This is a genomic window from Bacillota bacterium, from assembly GCA_024655925.1.
In the GTDB taxonomy this organism is placed as follows: Bacteria; Bacillota; DTU025; order DTU025; family JANLFS01; genus JANLFS01.
The window spans coordinates 1-20,064 of record JANLFS010000059.1 but is presented as its reverse complement, the minus strand read 5'-3'; the positions used below and the strand labels follow the sequence as shown (position 1 = coordinate 20,064).

The window sequence follows — 20,064 nt, the reverse complement described above, 5'->3', positions numbered from 1 at the left end:
AGCGGCGTCTCCTCCCCACGCCTGAAGGCGGGGGCTCCCGACGCCGCGTAGTCTGATGGGTATGAACCTCGTGGGAATCTGGGATAGAACCTACCGTGAGTCACTCGCCGGGATCGCGGAGCGGTTTGCGAAGGACGCCGTGCCCAGGGCCATCCTGGGCTTCCACACGACGATAGACGGGATTAAGAGAGTAGTTCCCGAGGAGGTAGAGCGGGTACTGTCGGAGGACCCCGCGCTCGCAGAGCGCGTCCGGGCGAGGCTTGGTGCTACCCCGGAGGAGATCAACACTGCCGAAGACCTGCTGGTAGCACTCCTGGATTCCATGTCCCGCGGCAAAGCGCTGCAGAGGATGATCCGGTCAGAGGCGGTCTTCAACTGGACGATGGGGCATTTCGGTTACGACCGCCTGAGGATAGGCGGGACATCCGGGAACATGGCGAACCTCCTGGCGCCCGTGGGTTTTCCGGAGATACTCCTGTACGTGAACCCGCTTACCAGGGAGCAGGCCGAGCTTCTTGTCCCGAACCCCAACCTCAAGGTGATCGCCAGAACCGGTCGAGGTTTCACCACAAAGCACCCGCACGATGCTTGGACCGGTGAAGGTGTCAAGGCTCTCCACTGGGTATTCGAGTACCCAAAAGGCGTGCGAGTGGAGGCCGGCGGGATCTCGGTCGAGGCCCCCAGGGCGAATCGGTTCATAGCCGCGTGGAACCCGGTCAACAACAGGCTTCGGCTTGTCGACACCTTCACACACGGTCTTCCTAGTGTGGTCGACCGGTTCAGCCACTTCATAATCTCAGGCTTCCACATCGTATCCGAGAAGTACCCCGACGGCTCTACGAGCGAGGACTGTCTCAAACCAGTTGCTGCCTTCATAAGCCACATCAAGGCCATCGCCCCGCACCTTACGCTCCACTACGAGTTCGCCTCGATCGGAAGCGCAGCGGTGAGGACCGGTGTGGTGCAGCACATCCTACCGCTGGTGCACAGTCTGGGATTGAACGAGGTCGAACTCGTGACTCTTCTCCGGGATGTGGGTGAGGAGAGACTCGGGGAGCGGATTGAGACCTCCGAGGATATTGGGGACGTCTTTGAAGGCACTCGTGTGCTCGCCGAAAGGCTGGGGCTTCCCAGGGTACACCTGCATAATCTCGGCTATTACCTCTGCCTCACCAGGCCAGACTACGCCACCGCTGCGCAGAGCCTGGATGGGTTGGTTTTCGCAGCGAGTGTGGCCGCCGCGCGGACTGCGACCGGGCGGATCGAGTCCAGGTCCGACATACTGCGAGACGGCCTGGCCGTGCCTATTTCCGAGGCGGGCCTCGAGAATGCCAGCAAGCTTGGGAAGCATCTGGAGCTTCCTGGGTTCGAGGAGACCGGGATCGCCCCGGCCGGATCCTCCCCGGTGACCGGAGGGTTCGAAGTCTCCTTCGTGCCCACCCGGGTTGTGGCAGAACCCGTTCTCACCGTGGGCCTGGGCGACCTCATATCTTCCTCCGCGTTCCTTCTGGGGACGGGTTAGCGCACGACCTTGAGTCACGACCCCGAGCTATGGCCCTGAGAACCTCCGGGCGCCTCATGCCATGTAGCATAGGCGCCCTTCGACTATCGTCATCCGGACAGCCAGGTCCTCTCCGAGCACCACCATGTTGGCATCCTTCCCCGGAGTCAGGCTCCCCATCCGGCTGTCGAGGCCGAGGATCCTGGCAGGGGTCAGAGACGCCATTGTTATGGCATCGCAGAGCGGGACCCGTGCGAGGTTCACCATGTTCCGCACGAGGTCGGCTGCCAGGACCACGCTGCCGGCGAATGCTTCCCTGTCAGGCATCCATGCTACGCCCTGGTCCACGATGACTCTCTGCCCAGAGCCGCGCGCGGAGCCGGTGATGTACTCCCCCTCTCCAAGACCCGCGGGCCGGAGGGCATCCGAAACTAGGGCCACCCGGTCCGGGCCCTTGATCTTGTGCGTCAGGGCGAGCAGGGATCCGGGCAGGTGCTTGCCGTCTGCGATTACCTCTACTGTCAGCTGGTCGAGGGCAAGCGCCGCCTCGAGCACCCCAGGTACCCGGAAGCAGTTGACGCGCTTCACTGTAGACATGGCGGAGTACAGGTGCGTTACATGACTGTAGCCGGACTCGACCGCGGTGACGACCTCATCGTACGTTGCATCCGAGTGCCCTATGGCCGCGACAATACCTCGCCCTGCTAGTTCTCGCCCGAGTTCAAATGCCCCCGGGAGCTCCGGCGCGGCCGAGACTCTGAGGATCCGCTTGCTAGCACCGAGGACCTTCTCGAAGTGGCTGCGCTCAGGAAGCCTCAGGAATCGTTTGTCCTGTGCGCCTCGCTGGACAGGGGAGAAATATGGGCCTTCCAGGTGCAGCCCGAGCAAGCGCGCGCCTGGGCCTGGCCCCGCCTGTGACTTGTTCCGATGTCCGGGACTCATCCGCGCTCCCGAGAGGCTTGAGGCCCGCTGCTGCCGCCCGAGCAAATCGTCCTGGGCGTTGACTGCATCGTCAAAGGCCCGCATGGATGCGATCAGGTCGTCATCTGGTGCAGTCATGATGGTCGGCACGATGGCAGTCGAGCCCCCGGCCGCGTGCGCACGGGCCATTGTGAGGAATGCCTCAGCGGTGCCGTCGAGGGCATCCGCCCCGCCTCCACCGTGGACGTGCATATCGATGAACCCTGGGGCGACAATGGCCCCATGAACATCGAAAACGGCTTCACCCTCGCGGAGGGCAGCGTCACCTGTGCGGAACACTCGCGTGATCAACCCAGAGGACACGGAAACGCCGCTCGGGCAAGTCTGCCCCGGCGGCGTGACCAGGCGCGCGTTTATCAAAGAGTAACAATCAGTAGCAGGGAAGCTCGACCCCACAGGCGGTCCCTCCTCAACCCGTGGCCCGAAGGCCATACGTCGATCACTGAGTCATCTGGTCTGATCCAATCCGGCAAGACACTCCTTCATATAGCGGAGGCTCTCCCGGGCGACAGTCTCGGGGTCTGGTTTGAAGTCAAATGCCTCCACGGACACGTACCCATCGTAACCGACGTCGGCGAGGGCATGGAAGATCGGGACGAAGTCGATATCGCCGAAGCCAGGCCCTTTGAGGTTCGAGTCGTTGGCGTGGAAGTGGTCGAACCAGCCTTCGGCGGAGCGGATAATCTCGGGGATGGGCCTCTCCTCGCCGGCCATGCTCTTCACGTCCAGCATCATCCGGATAGAAGGCTGGTCGATCTCCCGGACCAACTGAATGACTTCGGCCGTGGTGTTCAGGAAGTTGGTCAGGCTTGCCGGCAGGGCCTCCAGGCATACTACTACATCGCGTTCATGCGCGTGCTCGCCGACGGCCCTGAAAGTGTTGATCGCCCACTCCCGCGCGGCCCTTGGGTCGCATCCAGGCTCTACGTTTCGTTGGTTTGGCGAGCCGAAGGTCATGATCCTGCCCCCGACGTCCGCGCAGAAGTCGACCAGGCCAAGCAGGTAGTCACGTGTGCGCGCCCTCACACCGGCATCGGGGTGGGTCAGGTGCAGTCCCTCTGGTCGTACGAGAAGCCAGTGCAGGCCCGAGATGGCAAGCCCGGCATCGGCTGCGGTTGCGTTGATCTCAAGACGCTGGGACGGCGAGATTTCACCCACATGGTCCGCGAAGGTGAAAGGAGCGATCTCCACCGCATCGTACCCTATTCGCGCGAGGCAGCTGACTACCTGTGGCCAGCTCCAGCCGTCAAACCCCTCGTTGCAGCAGGCGAACTTCACGCGATCAGCCCGCTTTCTGTCAACATTCTGTTCCATGCCACGAGGCACTCGCGAGACGCTTCTTCCCCGCCTTCGGAGAAGGCTGAACCCATCGGGCGATGGAGCAGGGCGTCGGATATGGCGGAAGCCTTGCGGTAATGGGTTTCCAGGGAAGCCCAACCTTCGTATCCGTCCCGGGCGAGCCTCTCGAAGACTCGATCGAACCCGACGTCGCCATCTCCAACGACCACTGCCTCGGGCTTGCCGGAAGGGGTGTTGCGCTTCACGTCCTTGACGTGGACGTGCTTGACCCACCTCGCGATCCTCTCGTACCCATCCGGGTAGGGCGGCTCGCCCTCGGGATCATAGATGTTGTTTCCCGGGTCGAACAAGGCCTGTATCCATTCGGAAGTAGCCTGCTCGAGGACCTGTGCGAGTTTCTTGGTGTTGCTTGCGAAGGTAGCGGGGTCATATTCGATCACCATCGTGACTCCAGAATCCTGGAGAACCGGTTCAGCACCCCGGACCTTCTCGACGATCAAATCGACCACTGGGTCGAAGTCGCCCTCAGCCCAGAAGGTGAAACCCCGTACCAAGCTGGCGCCGAGTTCGTGCGCCACTTCCACGCTGCGCTTGAGTATGTCGATGTGAGCCCGGTACTCGCTATCGTTTCGAAGCGAGCACTTGAAAACTGGGGCTGCAATGCACGCAACCTCCAGCCCGGCATCGTGCGCGATCCGGCGTACATCCCTTACCTGTACTGGGGCAAGCTCGTGGGGGTTGCGGTCCCAGGCGGAGCGAAGCTCAACGCCCTCGAGCCCGAACTCACGGGCCATATCGATTGCCCGGGCGAAATCCTGCGTGATCTCGTCAGTTATTACTGCTCTTTTGAACACGGATCTTCCTCCTAATCGCCGGTATGAGGCCGCTTCGGGAGATTATGACCGCGAAGGTCATGACCCAGAGGACCTGGCAGATCGGTCGGTTGAGGAACGGCAGTATGCTTCCGTCAGTCAGTATCAAGGCCCTCCTCAGGTTGTCGTCGGCCATCGGACCCAGGATGAACCCGAGGACCAGAGGGGCGGCGGGGAAGCTGTTCTCCCGCATGAGAAAACCGATCACCCCGAAAAGCAGCATCAGATAGACATCGAAGAGCCTCCCGTTGATGGCGAACGACCCCACGCCGCAGAGAACAAAGATGATCGGCATCAGGATGGTCCTTGGGACCTGCAGTATCTTCACGAGTGGCCTCACCAGGGAGAGACCGATGATGACCATGGCGATGGTGGCGAGCATGAATATGCCGGTGACAGTAGCGATGAAAGTCGGCTGCTCGATGGGGAGCAGGGGACCGGGTCTGATTCCGTGGAGCCACATGGCGGCGAGCAGCACAGCTGCTGGAGCGCTTCCGGGCACCGCCAGGGTGAGGACGGGGATGATGGCCCCGCCCACGCAGGCGTTGTTCCCGGTCTCGGAGGCAATCAGTCCATCGTGTGCCCCCTTGCCGAACTCCTCCGGATGCTTGCTGAACCTTTTCGCGAAATCGTAGGAGATCCAGGCCGCGGTGTCTTCCCCGACGCCCGGAATGGCGCCGACTATGACGCCTATGATTCCTGAGCGAACGATCGTCTTCCAATGGCTCAGAAGATCGCGGATGCTGGGGATCACTCGTGTGACCTTGGTGTGCACGACGTAATCGATGGGGGACTTCATTACCCCGATGATCTCGGACACCCCATATGTCCCAACCAGGACCGGTATGAGAGAAAGCCCGCCCATCAGCTGGAGCTCACCGAAGGTGAACCTTGGGTAGGCCTGGATTGGTTCCTGCCCTATCTGGGAGAGCAACAGGCCTATGAACCCGGCGATCCAACCCTTCAGAGGATCCTTGGGGGCGGTCAGGTTGCCACAGATGACGATGCCGAAGACTGCGAGAACGAAGAACTCCCAGGATCCAAACTGCAGCGCGATCTTGCCGAGGAGAGGGGAGAATATGGCAAGACAAATGAGTCCAAAGAAGGTCCCTATACCCGAGGACGTGCTTGCGAGGCCTATGGCGTAACCGGCCTCACCGCGCCGGGCGAGGGGGTTCCCATCGAGGCACGTGGCAGCGTTTGCAGGCGTGCCGGGGATGTTGAGAAGAATGGCGGACCGGCTTCCCCCGTAGATTGCGCCGACATAGGTGGCAATCAGTATCACCATGGTCTGGTCCGTAGCGAACCTGAAGGTCAGTCCAGTAAGGAGTGCCACACCCATAGTCGCGGTCAGGCCGGGCAACATGCCCACGATTATCCCGAACCCCGTGGCCCAGAAGGCGTTGAAAATCGTCCGGGCGTCCAGGAGCGCAATGAACTCTGTAAGGAACACACGAGGTGACATGCTGTGTCCAACCCCCCCTAATCCGTTCTTCCCCGCCTACGGAAGCGTCACCAGGAATACCTTCGTGAACACAGCCCAGACTGCCACGGAAGTCAGTATGCCTGTGACGATTGCCCCGAGCACGCTGGCGCCTTTGAAGACAAGGACGAACCCCGAGACGAAGACTGCAGACGCGATGATGTAGTTGACCCTTCCCATAAGGACGAAGACATACACGGCTGCGAGTGCTATCACCGTCAGGACCCTCACGGTGGGGCTCATCGACGAAGCTGCACCAGCCTTCTGCACTTCAGGGTCGTTCGGACCCGCACAAGCCGCAGGCCCTTCGGACTGCGCGAACTTCTCGTAGAAACCTCTGTTGAACGCTGCCCGGAGCGAGAGAATCAGCGCAAGACCGAAGAGAACCACCCCGAGGACCACAGGCACCAGGCCGGGCGCAGCGTACACCCCCCATTCCGAGGATCTCCACGGCATGGCGAAACTCATCCCAATAAACCCGAGGGCAACAGCCATGATCACTACTCCAGCCCAGAAATCCGCTTTCTGCATGGTCTCACCTCTCATCGCAAGGGCGCGGCCCGACGCGTCAATTCGCCGGGCCGCGCTCCGACCTGGTATGGGTGGCAGTAGTACTAAGACCCTAGTTGGCTAGCCTCGGAATCCCGAAGTCCGCTGGGGACTTCTTTGCGATCCCGGCATCGTAAAGCATCCAGGAGATCAGGGATGCAGCGGTCTCGTTCGCTTTCTCAGCCTCGGCGCCGTAGATGCACACGGCCTTCGACCCACGGTCGCGGGCGAACTTCTGCATGGTCTGGGAGGAAGCCGCGACCTTGAAGGCATCGGTTATGGCTTCCAGTGCATCTGCAGGGATGTTCTTGGGCAAGAACAGGCCGAAGTATGAGCCGGAGGTCGGATGGTTCGGGATCCAGTTCGTGATCGGCGGGATCACCCCGTAACCTTCAACCTCGAGGGGCTCGGAGTCCATGACTGCTATGGCCCGGAGAGTCTTCGCCCTGAGCATCTCGGTGACTTCCATGGACAGTTGCATGACGACATCGCATTCGCCGCGAACGGTGGCGGTGACCGCCGGGGCGCCGCCCTGGTAAGGAACGTGCTTGTAATCGACCTTCGCGTAGGCCTTGAAGAACTCAGCGGCCTGGTGCCCGCCGGATCCAGTCCCCGCGGACGCGACCGAGAGTATCTTGGTCTTCATCGTGGACAGCAAGGACGGGAAGTCCTTGATCGGAGATGCCGCTGGGACACAGATGACGTTAGGAGTGAAAACAGCTAAGAAACTCGCGTAGTCTCTGTGGCTTACATCCAAGAACTCGAGGACCTGATAAGTTACGATGCTGCCGGTTGCGTTGCCGCTCCAGGTGTGCCCGTCGCGCTCTGCGTCGAACATGGCTTTGGTTCCGATAGCTCCGGACCCACCGGGCATGTTGGTAATAGTGATCCTGCTGCCGAGTGGCTTCTCCATCTCAGCCGCTACTGTACGGGCGGTGAGATCGGACGCCCCTCCTGGGTTCCACGGGACGATGATGTTGATGGGTCTCTTGGGCTTCCATACACTTGCCGCGAATGCCCCAACTGAGCTGAAGCTGAGGATGAGGGCAAGCGCGATGGCGACTCTGAGTCCGGTTCTCTTCATGGCACGCACTCCTTTCGGTCATTAGGACGGACTTGCCAGGCACGAAAACCCTCCATCTAACCGACTTCAAGTGATAACGCGGATTGGTTCGCCGGACCACCTCCATCTCCTGCAGGCCAGAGAGAGCGGCAAGTGTTCCCGGAAAGATGAGCCCGGGCTGACTAGACGGCCGGTCCGGGCTTGAGAGGTAGGGAGACTGGAATGCCCTCACGAGCGGACTTGTAGATGGCATTGATCAATTCGACACTTCTGCGGCCCTCACGACCGGTCACGCTTGGTTCGCGGCCTGCCAGGATGGATTCGACCACGTCCTGGATCTGAAGCCTGTGCCAGGTTGGGTCGGTCTGTTTTGGATCAGACGCAGTGGATTGAGTGGACACTGGAACGAGGAGCTTCGTGACCTCCGACTGCTCAGCGTCGGTAGTCTCCCGGACGGACCAGTCGCTGATCCAGTCGCCCTGCAACCCGACTGTCCCGTTTGTTCCATGGAGCTCCATCTTCATTGGGTACCCTGGGAACACGGAAGTAGTCCCCTCGATTACTCCGAGCGCGCCGTTCTTGAACTTGACCACGGCGACCGCAGTATCCTCTACCTCGATACGGGAGTGAGCAAGTGTGCCCATGTAGGCTGTGACCTGCTCCGCATCACCCATCATCCAGAGGAGCAGGTCTACCAGGTGAATTCCCTGGTTCATGAGCGCTCCCCCACCATCCAGGGCCCAGGTGCCCCGCCAGCCGGAGGAGTCGTAGTACTCTTGGGTTCGGAACCACTTGTTGTAGGCATCTCCGAGGACCAGCTTGCCCAGGCGGCCATCGTCGATTGCTCGCTTCACGAACTTCCATGCGGGCTTGAACCTGAACTGGAATATGCCAGAGAGGACGACGCCGGCGCGGTCGCATGCCTGTATGATATCATCCACTCTATCTACGGTGATCTCCACGGGTTTCTCGACAATGATATGCTTGCCGGCAGCCGCGGCCTCGAGCGCGATCTCCCGCCGGGCGCCGCTTGGAGTGATGATGCAGACAACGCGAACATCAGGCCGCTCAAGGACTTTTCGGTAGTTGGTGTAGGCATCACACCCGAACTCCCGGGACACGGCCTCTGCCCGTTGGAGCACGGTGTCCGCCACGGCTACGAGCTTCGCGCTGGGGATCGAAACAATCGACTCTAGATGCATTCTCGCTATCGCGCCGCACCCGATCACAGCGAATCCCAGGGCCATGGCAAATCCCCTCCGCTCAGAATTCGGATCCAATCCCACACATCGGAGCCGGACATAGCTCTTGACGCAATTATAACCTGGATGTTACAGTCTGTCCAGATAAACGTTTATCCGGATGGCCAATACGGTTTTGGCTGGAGACCGGCCGCCGGACAGGGAGGAGCCGGGACATCTTGGAACGAAGAGGACATCCGACCCTCAGAGACGTGGCAGCGTTGGCCGGCACCTCTGTTGCCACCGCGTCCAACGTGATGAGCGGGCGGAAAGCTAAGTACGTCAGCCCCGAGCTCGCAGCGCGTGTCCGGGCGGCATCGGAGCAGCTCGGCTACCTGCCTGACCTGCTCGCCCGGTCGATGAAAGGGAAGAGCCGCAGGATGGTGGCGATCCTGGTTCCGGAATTCTGGAACCCTGTCTTCACAAGGATGGTGATTGGGGCGGAACAGGTTGCAAGGGAAAACGGGTACCTGCTGATGATACTGAGCACTCTAGGTGATCCCGACTACGAGCGCGACCACCTGACCAACCTCGCCGCCCAGCGTGTGGACGGCTGCCTCCGAAGACGAACAGGTTCTCAAAACCCTTAGGTTCCTCGGCATTCCGTTCGTAATCATAGACAGGCCCGTCGGTCGGGGGTCCGGGTATGATCTAGTTGCGTACGACGGCGAGAAGGCGGCTGTTGAGACCGTGCGTTACCTGGCATCCCGAGGACACAGGAAGATCGGTTTCATCGGCTGGGACTCACAGGTTGTTAGCTCCAGGGTGGCGGGTTTTCGCAAAGCTGTCTCCGATCTCGGCCTCTCCGGAGAGGACTGTCCTATCTTCCTCGGGAACCTGAGTCGGGATTCCGGAAGAGATCTGGCATTTCGGTGTCTTTCCCAAGGCAGAGTGAGTGCCCTTTTCATCGGGCACCATCATATCGGCGAAGGGGCGGTCATGGCCATCAGCCAGCTGGGCATCGCGGTACCCGATGATCTTTCGGTGATCATCTACGGCAGCCCTACCTGGGCGGAGGTGAACTGTCCGGCTTACACTGTGGTCCGGCTTCCCGATACGGAGATAGGGCAGCAAGGAATGTCCATGCTTCTGAAGAAGATCGAAAATGGGGAGCGGTCCCCGGAGCAGGTTTGGCTTGACTGCGAACTTGTGGTCAGGGATTCTGTCAAGGATATGTGGTGTGGGGCTGGTACAACACATCTACACAATGAGTAGAAAGGAGACCTCTGATGAGCAAGAGACCGGAAGGGCTTGTCAAAGACTTCAGACAGGACAATCTGCGCGTGATGGTGTTCCGCGATCGGACCACCGGCGGGCATGCCGCAGCGGAAATGGTTGCGGAGAGAATGAAGGCTACTATAGCGAAGAAAGGCAGAGTGAACGTGGCCTTTGCGGCCGCCCCGTCCCAGAACGACTTCCTTGCGAGCCTCGTGACAATGCATGGCATTGACTGGCCGAAAGTGAACTGCTTTCACCTGGACGAGTACCACACCCTGCGGCCGGGAGCCCGTCAGAGGTTCGATGTATTCCTGACGGAGAAGCTCTGGAGCAGAGTTCCGGTGAAGAACGTCTGGACACTGGTGCCGGAAGCCGGGATGACTGTAGAGCAGATCATCTCCCGCTACACCCGTCTGCTTGAGGAAAACCCCCTCGATATTGCGTGTATAGGGATCGGTGAGAACGGACATCTCGCCTTCAATGATCCGCCCGTGGCGGATTTCGACGACCCGTTGGTCATCAAGGAAGTCGAGATCGATGAAGTCTGCAGAAACCAGCAAGTACACGATGGGGCGTTCGCGGCGATCGAGGACGTTCCCAAGACGGCGATCACCATGACCATACCGACACTCATGTCCGCAGGCTTCGTGAGCACAGTTGTGCCAACCGCGCTCAAGGCCAAGGCAGTCAGGGAGTGTATCACCGGGCCGATTTCCGAGGCCTGCCCTGCGTCGATTCTCAGAAGACACCCGGACTCGGTGCTGATCCTAGATCCCGAGTCCGCGTCGCTATTGGACTGAAGCCCCCAGAACCTACAGGGGAGGATTGAGGTGTGAAGACAGTCAGGGTTGAGGACGTGACTGGAGAAACGTTTCCTGCCGGAAGGCGCACTAGGATCCTGATCGGGCCAGGATCGGTTGAAGCGCGGAACTTCGTGATGGGTCACGTGACCATCTTCCCTGATGGCTCCGTGCCGCTGAACCAGCATGAGCAGGAGGAAGTCTACGTGATCCTCCAAGGCTCAGGGTCGATGCGGGTCGGAGACGAGGAACAGGAGGTATGTGCGGGCACTGCAGTCTATGTGTCGCCTGGTGTCCCTCATCAACTCAAGAACACCGGCCCCGAGGACCTAATCATGATGTTCGTCTACTCCCCCGCGGGCGTAGTATCCCACTGGCAGAAGGAGCGGGAAGGCGACTTCAAGATAGTCTGACCAGCTGTCCGAGGTTGTTGGCGCAAGGCCGGCGATTTGGAGTCCGACGGCTGAGGAGAGGTGGTCGTTCCATGATCCTGACAGTCACCCCAAGCCCTGCGGTGGACAAGACATACGTGGTTCCCGATTTCCAGGTTGGGGTCGAGGCCAGAGTGGATGGGAGGTTCATCGTCCCAGCCGGGAAGGCGGTGAACGTGGCGAGGGTCGCCCGGGCGCTCGGGGAGGAGGTCTCCGCCACCGGGTTTCTCGCAGGGGATCGGGGTGAATTCGTACAGAGGCATCTCGAGACGCTCGGCATCATCACGGACTTCGCATGGATCGGCGGAGACACCCGAGAGACCGTGACTGTACTTGATCCTGTGAGCGGGATGCAGACCCGCCTCATGGAGATTGGACCCGTGGTGACGGAAGATGATGTCAGGTCCCTTGAAGCGAAAGTGCGGGCGATGGCAGCGGGAGCGGACGTCATCACACTCGGGGGCAGGCTTCCGGAAGGGGCGCCACCTGATCTATACCGTCGGATCCTGGATATCGTGAGACAGATGGGAGCGCCTGTGATTCTGGATGCGCACGGCCTTTCCCTGCGGCTGGCCCTGGGGGCGAGCCCGTTCCTCATAAAGCCCAACCAGGCCGAGCTTGCCGAGTTGGTGGAGCGGCCCATCGGCGGGCCGGAGGACGCCGTCCAGGCCGCTCTGGAGATTCAGGAGGACGGCGTAGAATGTGTGGTGGTCTCGCTCGGATCCCAAGGCGCCGTCGCGGTCTGTGCGGATGGAGCATTTCGGGTCTACCCTCTCGTGGTGAAGGTCGTCAACACGGTGGGTTGTGGTGATTCTCTCGTGGCGGGGCTGGCCGTGGAGCTCGCGCGGGCGGTCAGGGAAGCAAGAATGACAGGGGGAGTGCAGCTGAGCGGCCTGCCTGACGGGTGGCTCGTCCGAGGTCTGGTGCTGGGCACTGCCGCTGCGGCCAGCAACGCCGTGACCGAAACCGCCGGGACCATAGATCCAGAGGGAATTCCGGGGCTTGCCGCCTGCGTGCAGGTGGAGCGCATGTCGCCTGGGCAGCCGGCCACATGAATGAATTTCCATTAAAATTAGCAGGTAAGTCCCAGAAGGAATCCGGAGCAACACCGTGAATAGGAGCGTATACTCAAACAGCGGCGGTTCCCGCCGCGCGCCGTCTATTGGATCGTTCGGAGGTTCGACATGAGCACGTCTCGGCAGTTTGAAGCTTCATACGCGCCGGCCATCTTCCCCGCGTCCGTTCTTTCGGATGTCCGGGCTTCTTTTGGCGCGTACTGGAGCAACTGGCTCTGGCGTGGCTGGTGGTGCCTAGACGAGCCAATAGAATAGTCCGTATGTTACCATAGTGGCTTGCAGTTCACCGGAGGTCCGGGGTTAGCAGCCCTGGACCTCCGTTTTTGTTACCCAAACGTGCAAGATAAAGGCTTTGGAGGGGTTCCAAGTGGCGGAGATACGGCCGGTCCGGGGATTGCGGTACGATCCTCGGGCAGTGGGGGCACTAAGAGACGTTGTCTCTCCTCCCTACGACGTGGTCGACGCTATTGACCAGGAGAGGCTGTGCGAGAGGTCGCCGTTCAACATCATGCGCCTCCTGAGGTGGAGACCTGAGAATGGGGGCGGTGTCAATCCCTATGCCGAGGCCGCCCAGGAGTTCATGGCGTGGCGGCATGCGGGGGTGCTCGCGCGAGATGAGAAACCGACCATCTATATCTACGACCAGGACTCGGGGAAGGTCCGAAGGGGCTTCACCGGACTGATCAGACTGTCGGACTACGATTCCGGGATAGTCCTTCCACACGAGCGCACCAGGCCCGGGCCGCTCGAGGACAGGTTGAACTTGATGAAGGCTGTCCATGCCAACCTCAGTTCCATCTTTGGGCTATTTGACGATCCGCGGGGCAGGGTATCCCAGATACTGGCGAATGCCACTGGAGGCAGGCCGTGCGTGGAGATTTCGGACTACGATGGCATGACTCACAGGCTCTGGGCGTGCCAGGACCCCGTTACCATAGAAGCACTAACCCGGGCGATGTCGGACAGGTATGTTGTGATCGCCGATGGACACCACCGGTACGAGGCCGCGTTGCGCTACCGGGAGTGGAGGGCCCGACTGGAAGGGAGGGTTGCGATGCCGAGCATTCCGGGGCATCGAAGCGGAGGGGATTCGGCAGACAGGGACGATCCGGATCATGAATCCACTGCGCACGGGCTCCCCGGGGATAGGCCTTACGACTATATCCTGATGACTTTCGTTCCCTTCGATTCGGAAGGGACGGAGATCTTGCCCACTCATAGGGTTGTCGGTGGGCTAGTTCCCGAGACAGCAGAGAACGTCGAGCGGCGCATGTCCGGGCGGTTCCGCAAGATGGGCGAGTACCGTGATCTCGGCGAGGTTCTGGATTCCATGGCGGCCGCGCAGGGAGAGGGGAAGATCGCCATCGGCATATACATGGGATCCGGGAGGTTCACCGTTTCTGAACTCACCAGCCAAAGCCCCGCCGGGTCCGATGCGGCGGTCCTGGACGAACTCGTGCTCGGTGAGTGTCTCGGAATCGGCCCAAGAGATGCGCGCCGGGGGGAACAGGTGGACTTCACACATGTGCCGGAGACAGCCATCCGGGAAGTGGACGAGGGCAGGCGCCAGCTCGCATTCCTCCTCAACCCCACGCCTGTAACAGCGGTGCGAGACGCCGCGCTGGCGGGCCGGATCATGCCGGAGAAGTCCACCTATTTCTATCCCAAACTCGTTGCCGGTCTCGTGATCAACGCATTCTAGTATGGAAAGGAGAACCGAGAAATGAGAGACGACGGTCGCACGATCAAGATCACACTGGGTGAGGAGGCTATCCCCAAGAAGTGGTACAACATCGCGGCGGACCTTGGAGGTCCCCTGCCTCCGTCCTTGAACCCTCGGACCCTGGAGCCTCTGGGCCCGGACGACCTCAAGGCCATATTCCCCATGGCCCTAATCGAGCAGGAAGTCTCCCAGGAACGGTGGATCCCAGTGCCCGAGGAGGTTCTGGATGTATACAGACTGTGGAGGCCGACTCCCCTTATGAGGGCGAGAAGGCTTGAGCAGGCGTTGAGGACACCCGCCCGGATCTACTACAAGTACGAGGGAGTAAGCCCGACAGGGAGCCACAAGCCTAATACCGCCGTGCCCCAGGCCTACTACAACAAGAAAGCGGGCATCAAGCGGCTCGCTACAGAGACCGGCGCCGGGCAGTGGGGAAGCGCACTCGCGCTTGCTTGCCGAATGTTCGGGCTCGAGTGCACAGTCTATATGGTCAAAGTCAGCTACCAGCAGAAGCCCTACAGGCGGTCACTAATGGAGGTGTGGGGGGCGGAAGTCTTCCCAAGCCCGACCCACCGCACGGAATCCGGGAGGAACATCCTCAAACAGGATCCGGATTCCCTGGGAAGCCTCGGGATCGCCATAAGCGAAGCAGTTGAGGATGCTGCCACGAGAGCAGACACTAACTACTCTTTGGGAAGTGTCTTGAACCACGTGCTCCTCCACCAGACGGTCATCGGCCAGGAAGCCCGGGCTCAGCTCGAGCTGGTCGGAGACTACCCAGACATCATCATCGGCTGCTGTGGCGGAGGCAGCAACTTCTCCGGGATCGCCTTCCCATTCCTGCCGGACAAGATGGCGGGGAGGGATATCAAGGTGCAGGCGGTCGAGCCGGAAGCGTGCCCTTCAATGACGCGCGGGTCCTACGCCTATGACTATGGCGACACTGCGGGGGTGGCGCCTGTGGCGAAGATGTATACCCTTGGCCACACCTTCGTCCCGCCAGGCATACACGCGGGTGGGCTCAGGTACCACGGCATGGCCCCGCTTGTCAGCCAGCTCCTGGCGGACGGTCTGATAGAGGCGACTGCCGTGGGGCAGGTGGCGGTGTTTGACGCCGCCGTAGCGTTCGCGCGGGCAGAAGGGATTCTGCCGGCGCCTGAATCCGCCCACGCCATCCGCGCGGTTATCGACGAGGCCAATCGCTGCCGCGAAGAGGGGAAGGAGAAGACCATCCTGTTCTGCCTGAGCGGGCACGGCCACTTCGACCTTGCCGCGTATGATCAGTACTTCGCCGGGAAGCTTCAGGATTACGCTTACCCGCAGGAGATGATAGACCGGGCGCTCTTGGATCTCCCGAAAGTCGGGAAGTAGGAAGGCCTCGTCGGGTGGATGGCCTGGGTGGGTGAACGGCCCCAGTCGGACGAACGGTCTGGGCCGGGCGAATCTCCCCAGGCAGCCGAACCGCTCTGGTTGTGCAAGAGCGGAAGGATGCGGGCCGCGCAGGTGGAAGACTACTTGCGCGGCGCCGGTTGTCCTGGCAGCCATCTACGCCCTCGGAGGATCGTCGGGGGAATCCTCGCATTCCAAGTACCTGGTGGCGGCCCTCATAGTCTTCGGCCTGAATGCGCTGACCATCATGTTGAACCGGAGGGGTTGAGGAGACGGGGGCCGTCTGACCGGGCACGGCCGCCTCGACGCCGAAGCCCACGACGCCCATCGTCCCCGGGTTCCGTGACCGTTGATGTCCGAAATCGGCTAGTTCTGATCAGGTACAGCGGTATAATTGAAGCATGGAACTGAACCGTGAAGCATGCTACCGGGCGGTAATGACGCGGGATGCCCGCTTCGACGGACGCTTCTACACTGCGGTCGTCACCACAGGCGTCTATTGCCGCCCCATCTGCCCTGCTCCCACTCCGAAGTTGGAGAACTGCATCTTCTTTCCTAGTGCCGCCGCAGCCCACGAGGCAGGGTTCCGCCCGTGCCTCAGATGCCGCCCGGAGATCGCCCCGGGATTGGCTGGCTGGCGCGGTGACTCACCCATGGTGCTGCGGGCCCTTGACCTCATCGTCGGAGGCGAACTCGAGTCGGGGACCGTCGAAAGCCTTGCGGGCAGGCTAGGGATTACTGCGAGACACCTAAGGAGGCTGTTTGACCAGCATCTCGGGGCTTCCCCGATCGCGGTCGCACAGGCACATCGGGTCCTCTTCGCCAAGCAGCTCATTACCGAGACTTCTATGTCAATGACTGAGGTAGCGTTCGCCTCAGGGTTTGGCAGCATCCGCCGGTTCAACCACGTGATGCAGCGAGTCTACGGCCGGCCACCGCGCGAGCTGAGACGCCTGACGGCCTTAGGGCGCCAAGCGGGCGACATGGGAATCACACTCCGCTTGGCATTGAGACCACCTTTCAACTGGCCTGCTATGTTGTCCTTCCTCGGACCCCGTGCCATCCCAGGAGTCGAACTGGTGGATGGCGGCTGTTATCGCCGCACGATTGCGGTTGACGGTGTCAGAGGCGTAGCAGAGGTTCGCCCGGGACCTGACGAGGACTGTCTTCATGTCACAATACGAGTCTCGAGAGTCGGCCCTCTTGCCTCAGTAGTCGGCCGGTTGCGCCGGTTGTTCGATCTTGACGCAGATGTAGTGTCTATTGAAAGCCACCTCTCGCGCGACCCGCGACTCGCCCCTCGTGTGCGAGAACACCCCGGCCTGCGCCCTCCGGGTGCGTGGGATGGGTTCGAACTCGCTGTCCGGGCAATCCTGGGCCAGCAAGTGAGCGTCACCGCAGCCACGACCCTGGTTGGGAGAGTGGTCGCGGCGTACGGTGACCGGTTTGCGGAGGCCGACGAATCGGGAGGCGACGCGAGACTGCAGTTCCTGTTCCCGCGCCCGGAGGCGCTGGCCGCCGCTGATCTCAGCCACATAGGCATTCCGTATGCCCGTGCGCAGGCCATATCCAAGTTGGCCCAAGCCGTCGTGGAAGACGAGGACCTCCTCGAGCCGGCCGGGGACGCAGGCAGCCTGGAGCAGAAGATTGCGAGACTCCGCGCGTTGCCCGGAATCGGGGATTGGACTGCACAGTACATCGCTATGCGGGCGCTTGGGGAGCCGGATGCTTTCCCGTGGACGGACCTGGGCCTGGCGAGGGCAATGTCTGAGGGGGGAGGAAGGCCGACTCCGGCGCAGCTTCTGAAGGCGGCGGAGAATTGGAGGCCATGGCGGGCATACGCCGCCATGCATCTGTGGATGACAGGGACGGTCAACGCCGGTGAGAGGAGACAGACTGATGGATCTCCTGATTGACCACGTGGATTCGCCCATCGGGACTCTGGTGTGCGTGTGCACGGGGACAGCCCTCTGTGCCCTCAGCTTCACCGACCACGAGCCCGCGATGCTAGCATCTTTGGCCGCCAGGTACGAAGGATTCACGATGGAGGCAGCCTCAGATCCGGGCGGCATCAGCTCGCGGCTCCAGGCGTATTTCGCTGGAGACCTCCAAGCGCTCCATGGAATCACCGTCGAGACGGGCGGGACTGCATTCGAGCGCCGAGTCTGGTCCGCGCTTCTTGAGATACCGGCTGGTGCCACAGTCTCGTACGGGGAATTGGCGGGCCGCCTCGGGAGCGGAAGCCGCGCTGTGGGCAGTGCAAACTCCCGAAACCCGGTGGCGATAGTCGTGCCATGTCACCGAGTCGTCGGCGCCAACGGGCATCTCACAGGCTACGCAGGGGGGTTGGAGCGCAAGCTCTGGCTCCTGCGACATGAGGGGGTTGACACGGACAGGCTAGGACGCGTACGCAGGTAACCCGCAAAAGTGCTTCGGCTAACTCGTAAAAGACTATGGGAACAGTCCCAATGTCAGGCTCAACAGTCTCTGACCCCAGTCTTGTTCCATCACCGGGGCTGAGTGTCTCAGGGGACCCGATACAGCCCTTACTGCTTGGCGCCGAATCCGGGACCCGCGGCTCTCTCAGCAAGAAACGTCCCATACTGGCACTGCTTGAACGTCATGATCGCGGCATTCGCGGTACACGTGACGAGCAACCCTGGAGGGGCGCCTGTTGCTGCGAGATAGACACACAGCCCCACCATGGTGAGAAGTGTTTTGACCCCATCAGTGCTACGGTACAGGAGCACGAGCTGAACCATGCCACCTGAGACCCCCAGGGCCAAGAACCCTCTGAGGCCCATTAGGCCAGTCCAGACCCCAAATGTCGCTGCGACCGCCTTCCCCCCTCTGAACCCCAGAAGCGGCGAGAAAGCGTGTCCTGCCACCGCACCCAGGGCCGCCGCCCACAGCCCAGGCTGAGGCATCCCATCGAAGGACCGGGTCAAGGCAACTGCAGCAAGTCCCTTGGAGTAGTCAAGGAAGGCCGCCGGAAGCCCCGCCTTCCACCCGCCCGCCCTCCAGGCGTTGGTCGCACCTGGGTTGTGATCAGCGTAATCCCGGATGTCCACCCCAAGCATAGCACGGCCGAGCCAGACGGAGAACGGTATGGACCCGAGAGTAAACCCCACAAGCACGCCAACCACTATCGCCAGCTTCCATCCCTCCAAGACCCCAGGGCGCGGACACCGCGGCATGGGATCTGACCGGATGACTTACGAATGCGCGCCCGGAGATCCTAGACTGCTGAGAGCTTATGCTGGAATTCGAGCGAATAGAGGGGGAGTCCTTCACTACGGGTATCCCCTTTCAACGGAAGGCAAGTTCACCCACCCAAAACGACTGAGTAAAGTTTAAGTGGGTAGGGCCTCTCCGGGGGCTCGGGGAGAAAAGAAGGACAGGGAGTCCTTTCCTCGAAACGAGTGAGCGGCAAAAAACAACTCGGAGGAGGGTGGACTTCCTGTCATGGATACGATTCTAGACGAAGGCGCTATTACCTTTCTGTCGCTCGAAACGATTATGGTCCGGTTTCTTGCAGGAGTGTTCACGGATGCAATGAAGGTCGTGCTTAAGCGGATAGACGACCGGCTCTTCAGGGAGAGGGATAAGAGTCGGTATGAAGAGCTGGACTTCCACGACCGGACTTTTGACACCATTTTCGGGGTTCCTCTCACGTTTAGGCGGAGATACTACCGCGGCCGGGAGACGGGGGAGAATGTGTTCCTGCTGGACGAAGCGATGGGTCTTGACGCAGGGACGCGCCTGAGCCCTCTGTTGAAGGAGGCTGCGGTCATCGCGGCTGTCCGTGGGCCTTCATACCGGGCTGCGGCCGAAAGCCTGAAGCAGCTTGCCGGAGGGAAGGTATTGAGCCATGAATCGGTAAGGCAATGCGCCAAGAAAGCCGGGCTTGCGGTGGACGCAATGGAGGCGAAGGCCCGCAAGGAAGCTGAAGGGGATAGAGAGGCCCCGATAGCCTTCCTTGAGGTTGACGGGGTCAATATGCGCCTTCAGCAAGCGGACGCAAGGCTCGTGGAAGAGAGGGCGCTCACGGCGCATGAAGGGTGGGATCCGAGGCCAGGCTGCCGGAAAGAGGCGCGGTTGCGGGGAGGGACGGTTTACTCATCGCATGCGCCAGGAGAATGGCGGGAAGAGGCAAGCAGGCACGTATACAGCTGGTTTCGCGTCAAGCAAGACACGATTGCGGCGGTCAACGGGGACAGGGCTCCATGGATAAGGCAAGGGACAGAGTGGTTTGGATCAAACACGGTTCTCTGCCGGATCGACCGGTGCCACTTGAAGAGAGACCTTGCGAAGATATTCAAAGACAAGGAAGTCTTGGCGAGGGTATTGGGCAAGGCAGACGCCGACCCGACCGGAGCTCTTTTCGTGGCGGCGCTTGCGGAGGAGAGAGTTCATGCAGGGCCTAAGGGCCGTGCGG

Annotated in this window: 20 protein-coding genes; 12 read left to right on the top strand and 8 right to left on the bottom strand. The window is 61.1% G+C overall.

The genetic code is table 11. The annotated features are described in order from the left end of the window. Positions 1–70 precede the first annotated feature (70 nt). Positions 71–1,522 carry a hypothetical protein gene (locus NUW23_10120; protein MCR4426526.1) on the top strand — a complete coding sequence of 484 codons (1,452 nt, stop codon included), beginning with the start codon at positions 71–73 and terminating at the stop codon, positions 1,520–1,522. Between the two features lie 54 nt (positions 1,523–1,576). Here NUW23_10120 and nagA read toward each other — a convergent pair whose 3' ends face one another. The 7 genes from nagA to NUW23_10085 all read right to left on the bottom strand — a co-directional run bounded on the left by nagA (position 1,577) and on the right by NUW23_10085 (position 8,995). Next, on the bottom strand, positions 1,577–2,878 hold the full coding sequence (gene nagA, locus NUW23_10115) for an N-acetylglucosamine-6-phosphate deacetylase (GenBank protein MCR4426525.1): 1,302 nt from the start codon (positions 2,876–2,878) through the stop codon (positions 1,577–1,579). 51 nt (positions 2,879–2,929) lie between these two features. After that, positions 2,930–3,796: a sugar phosphate isomerase/epimerase gene (locus tag NUW23_10110; GenBank protein MCR4426524.1), complete on the bottom strand. Its 867-nt coding sequence runs from the start codon at positions 3,794–3,796 to the stop codon at positions 2,930–2,932. Next, the gene (locus NUW23_10105; GenBank protein MCR4426523.1) at positions 3,757–4,635 is read right to left on the bottom strand and encodes a sugar phosphate isomerase/epimerase; all 879 of its coding nucleotides are present in this window, start codon (positions 4,633–4,635) and stop codon (positions 3,757–3,759) included. The genes NUW23_10110 and NUW23_10105 overlap by 40 nt, the downstream gene beginning before the upstream one ends. Continuing rightward, a complete protein-coding gene (locus NUW23_10100; GenBank protein ID MCR4426522.1) occupies positions 4,610–6,118 on the bottom strand; it encodes a tripartite tricarboxylate transporter permease in 1,509 nt (502 codons plus the stop codon). Before NUW23_10100 ends, NUW23_10105 begins: the two co-directional genes overlap by 26 nt. A gap of 36 nt (positions 6,119–6,154) precedes the next feature. Further along, positions 6,155–6,667, bottom strand: coding sequence for a tripartite tricarboxylate transporter TctB family protein (locus NUW23_10095; protein ID MCR4426521.1), 513 nt, complete (start codon positions 6,665–6,667; stop codon positions 6,155–6,157). 91 nt (positions 6,668–6,758) lie between these two features. Continuing rightward, on the bottom strand, positions 6,759–7,769 hold the full coding sequence (locus NUW23_10090; protein MCR4426520.1) for a tripartite tricarboxylate transporter substrate binding protein: 1,011 nt from the start codon (positions 7,767–7,769) through the stop codon (positions 6,759–6,761). A 161-nt stretch (positions 7,770–7,930) separates the two neighbouring features. Then, entirely contained in the window at positions 7,931–8,995 is a 1,065-nt protein-coding gene (locus NUW23_10085) for a Gfo/Idh/MocA family oxidoreductase (protein MCR4426519.1), read from the bottom strand. Positions 8,996–9,168: 173 nt separating this feature from the next. Here NUW23_10085 and NUW23_10080 point away from each other — a divergent pair, with 173 nt between their 5' ends. The 10 genes from NUW23_10080 (at position 9,169) to NUW23_10035 (ending at position 18,044) form a co-directional block, all read left to right on the top strand. Beyond that, positions 9,169–9,579: a LacI family transcriptional regulator gene (locus NUW23_10080; protein MCR4426518.1), complete on the top strand. Its 411-nt coding sequence runs from the start codon at positions 9,169–9,171 to the stop codon at positions 9,577–9,579. After that, on the top strand, positions 9,533–10,204 hold the full coding sequence (locus NUW23_10075; GenBank protein ID MCR4426517.1) for a LacI family transcriptional regulator: 672 nt from the start codon (positions 9,533–9,535) through the stop codon (positions 10,202–10,204). The genes NUW23_10080 and NUW23_10075 overlap by 47 nt, the downstream gene beginning before the upstream one ends. Before the next feature lie 14 nt (positions 10,205–10,218). Further along, the gene (locus NUW23_10070; GenBank protein MCR4426516.1) at positions 10,219–11,007 is read left to right on the top strand and encodes a 6-phosphogluconolactonase; all 789 of its coding nucleotides are present in this window, start codon (positions 10,219–10,221) and stop codon (positions 11,005–11,007) included. A 32-nt stretch (positions 11,008–11,039) separates the two neighbouring features. Further along, complete coding sequence (locus NUW23_10065; protein ID MCR4426515.1) at positions 11,040–11,420, top strand: dimethylsulfonioproprionate lyase family protein; 381 nt, start codon at positions 11,040–11,042, stop codon at positions 11,418–11,420. 71 nt (positions 11,421–11,491) lie between these two features. After that, positions 11,492–12,493 carry a 1-phosphofructokinase family hexose kinase gene (locus NUW23_10060; GenBank protein ID MCR4426514.1) on the top strand — a complete coding sequence of 334 codons (1,002 nt, stop codon included), beginning with the start codon at positions 11,492–11,494 and terminating at the stop codon, positions 12,491–12,493. 388 nt (positions 12,494–12,881) lie between these two features. Further along, entirely contained in the window at positions 12,882–14,216 is a 1,335-nt protein-coding gene (locus NUW23_10055) for a DUF1015 domain-containing protein (GenBank protein ID MCR4426513.1), read from the top strand. Positions 14,217–14,237: 21 nt separating this feature from the next. Further along, positions 14,238–15,608 carry a TrpB-like pyridoxal phosphate-dependent enzyme gene (locus NUW23_10050; GenBank protein MCR4426512.1) on the top strand — a complete coding sequence of 457 codons (1,371 nt, stop codon included), beginning with the start codon at positions 14,238–14,240 and terminating at the stop codon, positions 15,606–15,608. Between the two features lie 31 nt (positions 15,609–15,639). Next, complete coding sequence (locus NUW23_10045) at positions 15,640–15,894, top strand: hypothetical protein (GenBank protein MCR4426511.1); 255 nt, start codon at positions 15,640–15,642, stop codon at positions 15,892–15,894. A 133-nt stretch (positions 15,895–16,027) separates the two neighbouring features. Next, positions 16,028–17,542 (top strand): DNA-3-methyladenine glycosylase 2 family protein, encoded by a 1,515-nt coding sequence (locus NUW23_10040; GenBank protein MCR4426510.1) that lies wholly within the window; start codon positions 16,028–16,030, stop codon positions 17,540–17,542. Continuing rightward, positions 17,535–18,044, top strand: a complete 510-nt coding sequence (locus tag NUW23_10035) for a methylated-DNA--[protein]-cysteine S-methyltransferase (protein MCR4426509.1) — start codon at positions 17,535–17,537, stop codon at positions 18,042–18,044. The genes NUW23_10040 and NUW23_10035 overlap by 8 nt, the downstream gene beginning before the upstream one ends. Before the next feature lie 128 nt (positions 18,045–18,172). On the opposite strand, the gene NUW23_10030 is transcribed toward NUW23_10035, so the two are convergent. Further along, on the bottom strand, positions 18,173–18,772 hold the full coding sequence (locus tag NUW23_10030; GenBank protein MCR4426508.1) for a glycerol-3-phosphate acyltransferase: 600 nt from the start codon (positions 18,770–18,772) through the stop codon (positions 18,173–18,175). A 319-nt stretch (positions 18,773–19,091) separates the two neighbouring features. On the opposite strand from NUW23_10030, the gene NUW23_10025 reads away from it, so the two are divergent. Further along, positions 19,092–20,064: UPF0236 family protein (locus NUW23_10025; protein ID MCR4426507.1), on the top strand; the 973-nt coding region annotated here is incomplete at its 3' end.